Source organism: Shewanella sp. SM68, from assembly GCF_025653925.1.
Classification (GTDB): domain Bacteria; phylum Pseudomonadota; class Gammaproteobacteria; order Enterobacterales; family Shewanellaceae; genus Shewanella; species Shewanella oncorhynchi.
This window is the reverse complement of the sequence record NZ_JAKKRU010000001.1, coordinates 607,667-620,756: the sequence shown is the minus strand read 5'-3', so window position 1 is coordinate 620,756 and position 13,090 is coordinate 607,667. Positions and strand designations below refer to the sequence as shown.

The 13,090-nt window shown below is 44.6% G+C and carries 11 protein-coding genes and 4 tRNA genes; 10 read left to right on the top strand and 5 right to left on the bottom strand.

Features of this window, described 5'->3' with window-relative positions; genetic code table 11:
• Positions 1-44: 44 nt before the first annotated feature.
• The 6 genes from uvrC to L5M40_RS02620 all read left to right on the top strand — a co-directional run bounded on the left by uvrC (position 45) and on the right by L5M40_RS02620 (position 3,239).
• Complete coding sequence (gene uvrC / locus L5M40_RS02645; RefSeq protein WP_113940885.1) at positions 45-1,874, top strand: excinuclease ABC subunit UvrC; 1,830 nt, start codon at positions 45-47, stop codon at positions 1,872-1,874.
• Positions 1,875-1,921: 47 nt separating this feature from the next.
• On the top strand, positions 1,922-2,470 hold the full coding sequence (gene pgsA / locus L5M40_RS02640; RefSeq protein WP_028759642.1) for a CDP-diacylglycerol--glycerol-3-phosphate 3-phosphatidyltransferase: 549 nt from the start codon (positions 1,922-1,924) through the stop codon (positions 2,468-2,470).
• Positions 2,471-2,684: 214 nt separating this feature from the next.
• A tRNA-Gly gene (locus tag L5M40_RS02635) sits at positions 2,685-2,760 on the top strand.
• Between the two features lie 44 nt (positions 2,761-2,804).
• Positions 2,805-2,878, top strand: a tRNA-Cys gene (locus L5M40_RS02630).
• Between the two features lie 50 nt (positions 2,879-2,928).
• Positions 2,929-3,015: transfer RNA gene (locus L5M40_RS02625), tRNA-Leu, on the top strand.
• A 137-nt stretch (positions 3,016-3,152) separates the two neighbouring features.
• Positions 3,153-3,239 (top strand) — tRNA-Leu (locus tag L5M40_RS02620).
• A 464-nt stretch (positions 3,240-3,703) separates the two neighbouring features.
• Here the strand turns inward: L5M40_RS02620 and L5M40_RS02615 are convergent.
• Both L5M40_RS02615 and pepE read right to left on the bottom strand, forming a co-directional pair.
• A complete protein-coding gene (locus tag L5M40_RS02615; protein WP_249195627.1) occupies positions 3,704-5,287 on the bottom strand; it encodes a glucan biosynthesis protein G in 1,584 nt (527 codons plus the stop codon).
• 452 nt (positions 5,288-5,739) lie between these two features.
• Complete coding sequence (pepE, locus tag L5M40_RS02610) at positions 5,740-6,453, bottom strand: dipeptidase PepE (protein ID WP_263256217.1); 714 nt, start codon at positions 6,451-6,453, stop codon at positions 5,740-5,742.
• 435 nt (positions 6,454-6,888) lie between these two features.
• Here pepE and htpX point away from each other — a divergent pair, with 435 nt between their 5' ends.
• Positions 6,889-7,752 (top strand): protease HtpX, encoded by an 864-nt coding sequence (gene htpX, locus L5M40_RS02605; protein ID WP_006082065.1) that lies wholly within the window; start codon positions 6,889-6,891, stop codon positions 7,750-7,752.
• 117 nt (positions 7,753-7,869) lie between these two features.
• Here the strand turns inward: htpX and L5M40_RS02600 are convergent, their stop codons facing one another.
• Complete coding sequence (locus L5M40_RS02600; protein WP_263221919.1) at positions 7,870-8,805, bottom strand: LysR family transcriptional regulator ArgP; 936 nt, start codon at positions 8,803-8,805, stop codon at positions 7,870-7,872.
• A 125-nt stretch (positions 8,806-8,930) separates the two neighbouring features.
• On the opposite strand from L5M40_RS02600, the gene L5M40_RS02595 reads away from it, so the two are divergent.
• Complete coding sequence (locus L5M40_RS02595) at positions 8,931-9,548, top strand: LysE/ArgO family amino acid transporter (protein ID WP_263176575.1); 618 nt, start codon at positions 8,931-8,933, stop codon at positions 9,546-9,548.
• Between the two features lie 244 nt (positions 9,549-9,792).
• Here the strand turns inward: L5M40_RS02595 and bcp are convergent, their stop codons facing one another.
• Complete coding sequence (gene bcp, locus L5M40_RS02590) at positions 9,793-10,260, bottom strand: thioredoxin-dependent thiol peroxidase (RefSeq protein WP_113940881.1); 468 nt, start codon at positions 10,258-10,260, stop codon at positions 9,793-9,795.
• A gap of 3 nt (positions 10,261-10,263) precedes the next feature.
• Positions 10,264-10,815, bottom strand: coding sequence for a glycine cleavage system protein R (locus L5M40_RS02585; protein ID WP_028759648.1), 552 nt, complete (start codon positions 10,813-10,815; stop codon positions 10,264-10,266).
• 172 nt (positions 10,816-10,987) lie between these two features.
• On the opposite strand from L5M40_RS02585, the gene dapA reads away from it, so the two are divergent.
• Positions 10,988-11,872, top strand: a complete 885-nt coding sequence (gene dapA / locus L5M40_RS02580; protein WP_113940880.1) for a 4-hydroxy-tetrahydrodipicolinate synthase — start codon at positions 10,988-10,990, stop codon at positions 11,870-11,872.
• Positions 11,873-11,875: 3 nt separating this feature from the next.
• Complete coding sequence (bamC, locus tag L5M40_RS02575; RefSeq protein WP_263176573.1) at positions 11,876-12,973, top strand: outer membrane protein assembly factor BamC; 1,098 nt, start codon at positions 11,876-11,878, stop codon at positions 12,971-12,973.
• Positions 12,974-13,090 lie beyond the last annotated feature (117 nt).

The following is a 13,090-nucleotide window of genomic DNA, read 5'->3' as shown; positions in this document are numbered from 1 at the left end:
CCTATGTTGTTTGTGTTAAGTCTCCAAAACTGTGGGTGTGAATGATGTCTAATGAATTTAACGCCCAAAGTTTCTTACGTACTGTTTCATCCTCCGCTGGGGTTTATCGCATGTATGACGTCAAGAATGACGTCATTTATGTGGGTAAAGCCAAAGATCTTAAAAAACGGCTCAGCTCGTATTTTCGTAAAAACCTCGGTAATGTTAAGACCCAAGCCTTAGTTTCACATATTCACCATATTGATGTGACGCTGACCCACAGTGAAACAGATGCTCTGTTGCTTGAGAATGATTACATCAAGCAATACATGCCAAAATACAATGTGTTATTGCGTGATGACAAATCTTATCCTTACATCTTATTAAGCCAGCACGAACACCCAAGGCTCGCCTATCATCGCGGTCCGCAGCGGGAAAAAGGCCACTATTTTGGTCCTTATCCCAATGGCGGCGCCGTGCGTGAAAGCCTGCATTTGATGCAGAAGCTGTTTCCTATTCGTCAATGTGACGATCTTTACTACAAATCGCGCTCACGCCCCTGTTTGCAATATCAACTGTCTCGCTGTAGCGCGCCCTGCGTGGGCAAAGTCAGTAACGCTGATTATGATGAGCAAGTGAAATTAGCCAGCCTGTTTTTAAAGGGGAAAGATCAGCAAGTGATCAGCGCCTTGGTTGATAAAATGGAACTTGCGGCCGAGCAGCAGGCCTATGAACAGGCTGCACGATTTCGCGATCAGATCATGGCGCTGCGTAAAGTTGCCGAGCAACAGGAAGTCTCTAATAATAAAGGCGATATGGATGTTATTGGGGTGCATTATGCGTCAGGCATCGCCTGTTTCCATCTGCTATTTATCCGCGAAGGTAAAATTTTTGGCAGTCGTAGTTATTATCCTTCAGTGCCAGCCCAAACTGATATGGATGAGGTGCTACGCTCCTTTATCCTACAGTTTTATTTAAATGCAGATATTCAACGCACGATTCCAAAAGAAGTGGTGATTAGCCATAATTTTGAAGAATTACATGAACTTGAAGCGGCGATTTCAGAGGCGCTAGATAAAAAGTTTTCGATTAAGACCAATGTTCGCGCCGACAGGGCGAGCTTCTTACGTTTAGCCGTGACTAATGCGACGAATGCAGTGGTTACGCGCCTATCCCATAAGAACACCGTCGAACAGCGTTTTGTGTTACTCGAAGAAATCTTAGAGTTGAGTGGGCCTATCCAGCGGATGGAATGTTTCGATATCAGTCATACCATGGGGGAGAGCACCGTTGCCTCCTGTGTGGTGTTTAATCGCGAAGGGCCGCATAAAGGCGAATATCGTCGTTATAACATCGAGGGTATTACGCCGGGCGATGATTACGCGGCAATGAAGCAAGCGGTAAGCCGCCGTTTCGATAAGATTGAGGCAGGCGGTAAAATCCCTGACATTCTGTTTATCGATGGTGGACTCGGGCAGTTGCGTATTGCCCAAAAGATAGTAGATGAAAAGTTTGTCCATTTAGATAAAGCACCGCAGCTTATTGGGGTGGCAAAAGGTGAGGGCCGTAAACCTGGGCTTGAAACCTTGATCTTAGGGGATACCGAAACCAGCTTTTCCCTCGAAGGGGATTCGCCAGCACTGCACCTTATCCAACATATTCGTGATGAATCCCATCGATTTGCAATCACTGGCCACCGTAACCGTCGCCAGAAAACCCGTAATACTTCAACACTGGAATCGATTCCTGGTATTGGTCCTAAACGCCGTAAAGCTTTGTTACAGCATTTAGGAGGCTTGCAGGAAGTGAAAGGGGCAAGTGTGGCGGAATTAGTCAAAGTACCAGGGATCAGCATAGAAATGGCACAAACCATTCATGATGCATTGCGAGGGTGATAAAATTAAGGCAAGATTGGCGCTGCTTTTGACTAACTGGTTTGATCATGCCGTTTAACTTACCTATAGCATTAACTCTTTTCAGGCTTTTTTTACTGCCCATTTTTGTGGTGCTGTTTTATTTACCCTATGACTGGACCCCTTTTGTTGCCGCATTTACCTTTTGGCTCGCGGCGTTAACGGATGCATTAGATGGTTATGCTGCCCGTAAATTGAAACAATTAACTCGTTTTGGCGCTTTTCTTGACCCAGTCGCTGATAAGTTGATGGTGATTACAGCTTTAGTTTTGTTGGTCGATCAATACGCGAATATCTGGCTGACATTGCCCGCCCTGTTTATGATAGGTCGTGAGATTGTCATTTCAGCGTTGAGGGAATGGATGGCTGAAATTGGTAAACGTGGTACTGTCGCCGTGTCTTGGATTGGTAAATATAAGACGGCTGCGCAAATGGTGGCAATTATTGGGCTGATTTGGCAATACAATCCTTTAATGACTAATGCCGCATTTGTACTGTTATATATCGCCGCTGTATTAACGTTTTGGTCAATGATGAGTTACATTTTAGCCGCTTGGAAAGATCTTACTGCTGAATAGTGCAATAAAAAATCAAAGAGATTATTTAGTGTGCAAGCAGTAAGTTATCGATAAAACAGCGGTTGACACTGGGTGGTAAATCGGTAGAATGCCACCCCGTAGACAAGAGGCAATGTGCAAACAAAGTCTTAACGTTACCAAATATTGATGTTTGATATTAGCTAGGTAATAAAGTGAAATGCTTTGTTTATCTGAGTGAATAGTAAAACAAGATGCGACATTAGCTCAGTTGGTAGAGCGATACCTTGCCAAGGTATAGGTCATCGGTTCGAACCCGATATGTCGCTCCAATATTTTTAAAGTCTAATTCTACTCAACATGAGTTAGCAACTATGGCGCGATGGCAGAATGGCTATGCTGCGGATTGCAAATCCGTCGATCTCGGTTCGACTCCGGGTCGCGCCTCCATAGATATAAAATATTAATGACACGATTCCCGTCGTTAATATCAAGAGTTTGCCCGAGTGGTGGAATCGGTAGACACAAGGGATTTAAAATCCCTCGCTGGTAACAGCGTGCCAGTTCAAGTCTGGCCTCGGGTACCATTATTTTGGTCGTGATGGTAAAAATAAAGTCCGAATCTTCAATAGGCTTTATTAAATAGATTTATTAGTGTTAAGCGTTAATGATGTAGAGTTAATAATATTTTTGACATGATTCCCGTCATTAATATTCAGCGTTTGCCCGAGTGGTGGAATCGGTAGACACAAGGGATTTAAAATCCCTCGCTGGTAACAGCGTGCCAGTTCAAGTCTGGCCTCGGGTACCAAAAAAGAAAAAGCCTCGATATTTATATCGAGGCTTTTTTGTATTTAGATTTCTACTTTTAGTCGGCATTCTTCGTGAGGGGTTTAAGGTCAAACTTGACTGACACACTTAACGTACTGCTTACTTTAGTTCGCAGAGGTCCTTGCGGCGACGCACATCAGGAGAGGCTAATAACCCTAAAATCACACAATAGTGCTACGTTTTAAGCTGATAGTGTCATTTTGAAGTAAGCCTGTAGTTATGCTGGCAGAAGTCGAACGATAAAGTGTGGGATTATGTTTGCTGAAAAGCAGGTCATGAGTTTTTAGCCTTGGCTTGTTCTATTTATGCTAGAGATAAAACCTATAAATAGTAAGCCTATAAATAAAACCCTAGGTATAAAAAAGCGCCAGTAAAAACTGGCGCTTTTATTCATTTACTCGGTCAGTTTATGCTTGTTAGACAGTGATACTAGTGAATATCAGCTTATTGCCAATCATCGCTATTCCAGCGGTACAGCCAAGTCGCTGCAAGTGGTTTATCGTCTTTCTTAAGCTGTATTCTCAGTTCGGCTACATTGGTACTTTCTGGTTCGAAGCTGATAAATACTCGAGCGCCATTGATGTCTGGGTGGGCGACAATCCGAGACGACAGGATTTTACCTTTGCTGATGCTGGCATCGATGATAATTTTATCAATATCTTGCGGCTTGATGTTACTGAAATCGATAAGTAATTCTTTGCCTTTTGCTAACACTTGCCCCTTAGTACTGCGGACAACACGTGCTTTTGACGCCGTAGAAGGGCTGTCGTTTGAGGCTGTTATGCGATAGGAGTATTTATAGGGCTGATCCTTTTTCAGTCCGCCTTGCGGCTCCCAATAGGCAACTATGTTGTCGTTGGTTTCAGCATTAGAGGGAATTTCAAGCAACACCAGTTGGCCTTTGCCCCAATCATTGAGGGGTTCAATCCATGCTGAAGGTCGAAGTTGATAGTTTGCACTCAGATCTTGATAGTCTTCAAATTTACGATGGCGCTGGATAAGACCAAACCCCTTTATATCTTCATCGCCAAAAGCACTGATCTGCAGTTTGTTAGGATTATTTAATGGGCGCCATAGGCGCTCGCCATTACCGCGATCGATTTGTAGGCCGTCGGAGTTATGTACTTGTGGGCGGTAATCGGGTTTATCTGAGTTATCGAGTCCGCCAAAGAGGAACATAGAGGTCAGCGGTGCAAGACCCACATGCTGGATATCTTTACGTGGGAATAAGGTTACATCCACTTCGACACGTGATGGTGCACCGGGATAAATACCAAAACGATAGGCGCCAGTGACACTTTGGCTATCTAGCAGAGCATGAACCACAATTGCCGTCTGATATTTAGATGGGCGCTCGACCCAGAAACGCTTAAACAGGGGATATTCTTCACCTTTTGGCTGAGCGACATCAATCGCTAGACCACGATTAGACAAGCCATAGGTTTGCCCTTTAGAGAGCACGCGAAAATAGCTCGCACCTTGAAACATGATGAATTCATCTTTTATTTCATCATCATTGATAGGGTAATGTAAACGCACACCCGCATATTGGCCCACTTGGGTGATGAGTTTTTCAATGGTGTCGTTAGGGACATCGAACGAAGCTTCTGTTAGCTCAATTGGAATAGCTTTGCTGTTTTCGACCACGTCGATATCGACAAGGTTTTTATAGAGAAAGCCTGGAGCAAAAAGTTGTACCGAAAATTTGGTCGGTGTTCCGCCCCAAATCGCGGCATTTTCTTGGTAATTGATTTTGCCATAGGTAGCGAAATCGAGATCAACCAGTTCTTTAGGTGCTTTTTTCGCTTCTTTAAATGGCTTTTGCGACAGTTGTTGAGCGAGTTCAATAACTGTGTCTTGGGAGAATTTTTTAGATTTCTTCTCTGGTGCAGGCGTTGGTGTTGTCTCTGCCGCTGCGGCATTGACGTTGTTTATGCCGACGACATAGACGATGGCGGTCAAGATGACAAAAGGTAGTTTTTTGAGTAATGCCGGATAACCGGTAGGGTAATTCATCATAAGATTCATTCGCAAAATGGAAACTCCTTACTAAAATGACGCTGATTCATAGGCACAATATATGCTTCAGTCTATCTAATCCCTAAATATTAATAACTTGTCTGCTATAAAATCCTCAGTCGTGGGATTCGAGTAGCTGAGGTGAGGGATAATTTTACCTGCGTAGCTAGAGATTTGTAACATAAATTATGCTTGGCGCTATTTTAGGTGCCGTTCTCAATATTTTGCGGTGTGATTTTACGATAAGTAATCGCAATTGGTACTGCAGTAAAAACTGTCTTGGCTGAGCTAACACTGTTTTCATTGAATTCAGTGGCGTTTTTACACAAAATTGGCGCAGTTGAATCGAGAGTGTTAATTAAAAACTTACAATATCAAATGGTTAATGTTGACTATTGCTAATGAGTGTTTCAGGCTCACGGTGTTAACTGTGAGCCCATTTAGATATGCTAACGTGGATATTAGGACTTGAGTAAGTGCGATAGGTCACTGCCCACAGGGATTGGGATCTCTTGCTGCTCACCACTGAATAAATACGCAGGTTTGTCACCTAAGAGTGATAGTGTGTCTCCTTGTCGCCACAAAGCTGAGCCTTCAACTATGCCGATCACTGGGGTTAATGGGTCGACTTTAGTGAATTCTAATAACCGCTGGGCACGGGTTTCACCATTGTGGCCCGGTGCTTGGTAATTGGAATAGTGTGGATTGAGCTGGAACGGCACTAAGTTTAATGCGTTGAACGAAGGCGGTTCGATGATCGGCATATCATTAGTGGTGCGAATACTCAGTCCCGATACGTTTGAACCCGCGCTCCAGCCGATATAAGGTTTACCAAGGGCGACTTGCTCACGAATAAGCGCGACCAGATCATAATGATATAGTTGGTGTAACAGGTGAAAGGTGTTACCCCCACCGATTAAAATTCCATCGGCATCTTTTATTGCTTGTTTAGGGTCTGGATGCTGATGAATACCACTGATATCGAGTTCAAGCTCAGCTAGCCCAGTCACGACAGACGCTAAATAAGTGTCATAACTCATGCTAACCCCTGCATAGGGGATAAAAATCCATTTTTGTGCGTTGGCGGTGAGCGGTTTAATAAAAGGGATCGCGTGGGCAAGATAAGGCGTATCACCGACACGAGAGCTGCTCAGTAGTAGGGCGTTGATTGTCATTTTGTATCCTGAAATCTCGGAGTGTATTGGTATGTTAACAAAGATTAATTCCGATAAACATAGAGAGTTAAAGCAGAATTGCGCTCTAGCACGGCTAGCGGCGGTGTTTTTCAAGATACTTATCCCCACCAAGATGGAGCGTTCGGGGCATTCTACTTCTGTATTGCATCAATGCAAAAGTCAGTGATTGATGCGCCTTGAATTAAAGCTCTCAGAACGCGATGAAACTCGTCTCTTGAGGTTGCTTGGGCATAAGTTTAAGTTTCGATTAATATACTGTCCCTAGACTCTCGGCCATGAAAGGCAGTGTCTATATACGAGAAAGATAATCTATTTTAAAAACTCTTTTCTTTTACCACTTGAATTTCGATGATTTGGACATATTATGTCTTTGAACAAAGTTAAATGGCCTATTCTTGCCCTAAAGGAGCTGAAATGAAGCGTATATTTCTATTGATTGCGACTAACCTAGCTGTGTTGCTAGTAGCCTCAATTGTGATGTCTATTCTAGGCGTGAACACGTCTACTATGGGTGGACTGCTGGTGTTCGCTGCCATTTTTGGATTCGGTGGGGCCTTTATCAGCTTAGCCATTTCAAAATGGATGGCGAAAAAGACCATGGGTTGTGAAGTCATCACTACCCCACGTGACAGTACCGAACGTTGGTTAGTGGAGACGGTTGCCCGTCAAGCTAAGCAAGCGGGGATTAAAATGCCAGAAGTGGCTATTTATCAATCGCCTGACATGAATGCGTTCGCTACTGGTCCAAGTAAAGACAATTCATTAGTGGCTGTCAGTACGGGTCTGTTATATGGCATGAGCCAAGATGAAATTGAAGGCGTATTAGCCCACGAAGTGAGCCACGTTGCTAACGGTGACATGGTGACCTTGACACTGATCCAAGGTGTGGTAAACACGTTCGTGATCTTCGCGGCACGTGTGGTTGCTGGCATTATCAACAACTTTGTATCGAGCAATGATGAAGAAGGCGAAGGTTTAGGTATGTTTGCTTACATGGCCGTTGTTTTCGTACTGGATATGCTATTCGGTATCTTGGCTTCAATTATCGTCGCTTACTTCTCACGTATTCGTGAGTACAAAGCCGATGAAGGTGCGGCACGTTTAGCGGGTAAAGGTAAGATGATTGCTGCGCTTGAGCGTTTACGCCAAGGCCCTGAAAGTACGGCAATGCCTGCACAAATGTCAGCCTTCGGTATTAACGGCAAACGTTCAATGGCGGAAATGATGATGAGTCATCCTCCATTAGAGAAACGTATTGCTGCGTTAAGAGCGAGCTAATAAAAGAGTGAGTTAACTCTTAACTCTTAACTCTTAAATGTGAGTGCTTAAGACTCACTTGATATTAGATTTAAGACTTTTAACATCGGGCTCAAACTTTGGTTTGAGCCCGATTTTTTATGCCTGCAGCAAATTATGCTGCGCGGTTGCCGCAAGGGCACGGTAAACCAGTGTCGTTTGTTTTGCTTTGATATTCCAATGCTGCCAAAACAGCGGCACCCGCATGCGCCGTTCAGGGGTGATCTCAATCAGTATCCCTTTATCGATTAATGGTTTAGCTTGTAAGTGCCCAACAAGTCCATAACCTAAACTCAAGTTAATCGCTTCTAAAAAGCTTTCTGAGGAGGGGATTGTATGTTGCCACCATTGCCCTGGGGTCATATTGAAATACTGGGCGAGAAACTTCTCGTGCAGCTTATCTTTGGTGGAGAACACTACTGCTGGCGCCTTTGCTAACTGAGCTTGGTTGATGGCGTTGAATGACGAGGTGTCACTAAATGATGGAGTATCGCTCAGATCGCTAAAATAGCGCGCGGCAAATTCGGGCGTAGCCACACATAGGTATTCCATGGTGCCTAAAAACTCACTGCTGCAACCCGCCATCGGCACTTCGGTTGTGGTGACACATCCGACCGCTTCACCATTTTTCAATAGATGATGGGTGTAAGACTCATCATCGACAATTAATTCCAATAACCAAGCGTGGCGACTGAACATGCCTGCTAGCGCAGGTAAAAACCACGTGGCCAAACTGTCGGCATTCACAGCGATGCGCACTGTGGTTGGATGGTTGGGATCGTCGGCGTCCATCTCGGCTCTTAATTCACTCTCGAGTAATTGTACCTGTGAATAGTGGCGCAACAGGCGCTTACCTGTGGGCGTTGCGACCACAGGATTGGAGCGAATAAGCAGTGACTGACCGACTTTTTCTTCAAGTTGTCGAATGCGCTGTGATACAGCTGACTGAGTAATGTGCAGCACTTTAGCGGCGCGATCGAAACCGCCTTCCGAGACCACAACGGCGAGCGCTTTGAGATTGGCGTATTCCAGCATAGTCATCCTCAAATGAGTGTGTTTGGACCGTTATTAATTTTACTTATGATACATAAAAAACATTAGTTATATTAATTTTGTTGTTTTGACTATTCTAGCGCCTTCTTCGAACATGAGAGGTGGTTATGCAAGCGGCATTTATACAGGGTATGGGAATTGGTGGCAGTTTGATTATTGCTGTGGGCGCGCAAAATGCCTTTGTGCTCAAGCAAGGCATTAAGCGCTCGTACACATTACCGATTGCCTTGCTCTGCTCTATCATCGATGCGCTGATGATCACTGCGGGTGTCGCGGGGCTAGGACATATTATTGAGTCGTTTCCCACTATTAAGCATGTGGCGAGTTTCGGTGGCGCCGCGTTTCTACTTTGGTATGGTGCGAATGCGCTAAAGGCGTCGTTTGTGGCTAAGGGCATTGAGATGGATCAGGCCGATAATGCGGACACATTTAAGAAAGCCGTACTGACGACGCTTGGGATCAGTTTACTTAATCCGCATTTGTATCTTGATACTGTGGTGTTGCTCGGCAGCATTAGCACTCAATTTGATGATTTCGATCGGCCTTGGTTTGGCGCGGGTGCCATACTGGCATCATTTATTTGGTTTTTTGGCTTAAGTTTTGGTGCGCGTTTGTTAGCGCCCATTTTTACTCGCCCAGCGGCATGGCGTTATCTTGACCGTTTTATTTGGTTAACCATGTGGAGCATTGCCGCTGCGATTATTTGGCCCTATGTGGCAGGATAACCGGTGTTGGGATGCCATAGAATACGGGCATAGCTGAATACTTTTGCGGTTTTTTTGCTCGGTTAGAACGTATCTTGTGATATGAAAGTGAAAATTTTTCATGAAAAAGGTCCTGATTTCAGGACCTTTTCGCTATCGATTGCCGATTATTTATTCAGGCTACCAAGATCAACTGACAACGTTTACACTTTTGTGCCGATTAAAGCAGCAGCTTGAAGCCTTGTATTCGTCGTCATATTAGTCATTAACCCGCGATTTGCGCGAGTACGACTTCATGGTGATCTTTGGTTTTAAACTTATCGAATACGTGGGCGATGGTGCCGTCGGTATTGATAAGGAAGCTTAATCTGTGGATGCCATCATAGGTTTTTCCCATGAATTTCTTTTCACCCCAGACCCCAAAAGCGTCGGCGACACTGTGGTCTTCATCGCTCAGCAAAGTGAAGTTGAGTGCTTGTTTCTCTGCAAATTTAGCCAGTTTAGCCACAGGATCTGGGCTAATGCCAAATACAGTGACATTATGACTATCGAGCTCGGCTTTACTGTCACGTAGGCCGCAGGCTTGAACTGTGCAACCCGGCGTTGATGCTTTCGGGTAAAAATACACTAAAACAGGGCCTTGCTTAAGGCTGTCTGCCAGCGATACTGAGTTGCCATGTTGATCTTGCAGTGTAAAGTGAGGCGCTTTTGCCCCAGCCGTTAAGGTATTCATCTATTATCCTCTGTCCTCTAAGATGGCAGTGCCTTCCATACGACGAATAGTACAATCTAAGGTCATATCTTGGGCGAGCTGATAGATACTCTGTTCGAGCTTTTCTAGTTCAACTTTTTCAGGAATATTAATGGTTAGCGACACATTTTGCGTTTGTTCACCACCGGGGAGTTCCTCAGAAAATGAACGTACTGCGGCAAGATCTAATGACCTGTCAGCAAGGAACTGGGTAATACGTTTAATGGTGCCGCGTTGGTCTTTACCCGTAAAGCGTACTTCGAGGCGAGAAAGGTAGTTTTGTGGTGTGTGTTTAGAGGTGCGTTTCATCACCGTCAGCAGTTCTAACTCAACGCTGAGACTGGGGAACATACTTTCAATTTTCGTTATTGATGCCCACGAGCCAGACAACATCATGATCAGGGTAAATTCGTTACCAAATAATGCCATACGGCTGTCGACGATATCGCAGTCACAGTCACTGGCAAGTCGAGCTAGTTTACTTACAAGTCCAGGACGGTCGAGACCCATCGCTGTTACGACCAGGAAATTGGTCATGAATTTTCCTCACTTTTTCGATATCATAGAGCGAAAACTCAGGGTTAAAGCTGAGTTTTTGTGCGGGATGTAATGCTACCATAACTAATTCAATTTGAGAGCCCCGTTAATGCTTGTCATTAGTGGTTGGCATCAGTACCATAGCGAATCCTGAAATCTTGGGGAAAGTCAGATGATAAACGGAAGCATCGTAGCCTTAATCACGCCAATGAACAGTGATGGCTCAGTAGATTTTGCAAGTCTTGAAAGGTTAGTCGAATTCCATATTGACCAAGGCACAGATGCCATTGTGGCCGTTGGTACTACTGGCGAGTCAGCGACTCTGCCTATGCCTGAGCATGTAGCGGTCGTTTCACAAACCGTTAAATTTGCTGCGGGACGTGTTCCTGTCATTGGTGGCAATGGCGCCAATGCCACATCTGAAGCCGTTGAGCTCACCAAGTCCTTATCTAAGGTGGGTGTTGCCGCTATGCTTGGCGTAACGCCATATTATAATAAGCCAACGCCTAAGGGATTGATTGCGCATTATAAAGCTGTGGCCGCTAGCACAGATATTCCACAAATTCTTTATAATGTTCCAGGCCGTACTGCCGTTGATATGCTGCCAGAAACTGTTGCCGAGCTTGTTAGCGTGAGCAACATTATTGGTGTAAAAGAGGCGACCGGTGACTTATCCCGTGTAAAACGTCTGCGCGAACTGTGCGGCGACGATTTCCTCTTGTATAGCGGTGATGATGCCACTGCCAGAGAGTTTTTACTCTTAGGTGGAAATGGCGTAATTTCTGTGGCTAACAACATAGTACCAAAGGCTTTTAAAGCTATGTGTGATGCGGCGCTCGCGGGCAATGGCGAGTTGGCTCAGAGCATAGATACCCCGCTGCGCGGTTTGTATAGCACACTGTTTTGTGAAGCCAACCCTATCCCAGTAAAATGGGCTGCCCATCGTATGGGTTTGATTGAATGTGGCCATATTCGTTTACCTTTGACTGAACTTTCTGAGCAATGTCATGGTCTGTTGATAGAAGCAATGACTCGTGCCCAGATAGAGGTTAAATAATTAATGTTAAAGAAAGTCACTCCACTGATCTTAGTTGCTGCAGTTGCAGCCTGTAGTTCGCCACTTGATCGCCGCCAAGCGAACGGTAACGACGACTATGTTCAGGCCGAGCAAGCGCCTTTGCTTAAGATCCCCGCGGGATTAAAAACGCCACCCTACAATAAAGAATTCGATTTACCAGCACTGGGTTCTAAAGTGAATGCTTCGCTGTATGGCAAAAACTTAGATATTCGTCCGCCACTGCAAGTACTGCCAATGGCGGAAGGTACTCATGTGGAAGAGGGCAGTGACAACATTAAAATCGTGGTTGAATCCATCGACAATGCTGTGGATTTGAAACAAGAAATCTTCACAAACTTAGATGGTTTCTTTGCCCAAAAAGGTATTGCTGTTCGTAGCCGTGATTTTGACAAAGGCAACGTAGAAACCGATTGGATTGAAAGCCGTGAAGTGATTGAATCGAGCATGTGGGGTGCGGATAAAGTTTATCTGTTGCGCCAACGCTATCGTTTTGACGTGGAAACGCGTCCACATGGTCGTACTGCAAATATCGTTATTCACTTAGTTGAACACGAAGAGTTCTACGACGATAAAGCGCAACAAGTTTTATTAAGCGGTGAAGATAAGCAAAGATACACTATTGATATGCTGAACAGCGCCATTGCGTATATCAGCGTTAAGCGTGACCAAGCGATCCAATCGAATCGTTTGAAGCAAACCTTAGGTATTAATGTTGATCTCGTGACGCCTGAAGAAGGTAAAGCTTACTGGTCTGCTAAAGCCTCTTATAAGCAAGTGTGGGATCGTCTACGCATAGTGCTACCAGAAATGGGCTTTGAAATTGCCGATATGGATAGTGCTAAAGGATTGTACTTTATCAAGTTTGACGATAACTCTGGTTTCTGGAGTTCATTGTGGGGCGAAGATAAGTTAGCACTGAAAGAAGGTAGCTACCGTTTACTGCTTGAAGATGGTGATACTCCAGAAGAAACGAAAATCTTCCTTCGCGATAACGAAGATCAGCCATTAAGCGATGAAGTAGTTAGCAATGTGTACCAGTCACTGTCAAACCTGATGAAAGAAGAACGTCAAATACGTTAATTTCAGCAGTTGACTAGAAAAGGGCGAATTATCGCCCTTTTTTATTGACTGCAATTTGAGTTTTAAGCAGGGGATTGTCGATTATCTAGGCGATCTGTGTTGCAGAATTAAATTATC

Coding starts and splice junctions, on each gene's coding strand:
- pgsA (WP_028759642.1), top strand. CDS start 1,922: ATGCCGTTTAACTTACCTATAGCATTAACTCTTTTCAGGCTTTTTTTA.
- L5M40_RS02595 (WP_263176575.1), top strand. CDS start 8,931: ATGCAAGCGGCATTTATACAGGGTATGGGAATTGGTGGCAGTTTGATT.
- L5M40_RS02585 (WP_028759648.1), bottom strand. CDS start 10,815: ATGACCAATTTCCTGGTCGTAACAGCGATGGGTCTCGACCGTCCTGGA.
- uvrC (WP_113940885.1), top strand. CDS start 45: ATGTCTAATGAATTTAACGCCCAAAGTTTCTTACGTACTGTTTCATCC.
- bamC (WP_263176573.1), top strand. CDS start 11,876: ATGTTAAAGAAAGTCACTCCACTGATCTTAGTTGCTGCAGTTGCAGCC.
- L5M40_RS02600 (WP_263221919.1), bottom strand. CDS start 8,805: ATGCTGGAATACGCCAATCTCAAAGCGCTCGCCGTTGTGGTCTCGGAA.
- L5M40_RS02615 (WP_249195627.1), bottom strand. CDS start 5,287: ATGAATCTTATGATGAATTACCCTACCGGTTATCCGGCATTACTCAAA.
- pepE (WP_263256217.1), bottom strand. CDS start 6,453: ATGACAATCAACGCCCTACTACTGAGCAGCTCTCGTGTCGGTGATACG.
- dapA (WP_113940880.1), top strand. CDS start 10,988: ATGATAAACGGAAGCATCGTAGCCTTAATCACGCCAATGAACAGTGAT.
- bcp (WP_113940881.1), bottom strand. CDS start 10,260: ATGAATACCTTAACGGCTGGGGCAAAAGCGCCTCACTTTACACTGCAA.
- htpX (WP_006082065.1), top strand. CDS start 6,889: ATGAAGCGTATATTTCTATTGATTGCGACTAACCTAGCTGTGTTGCTA.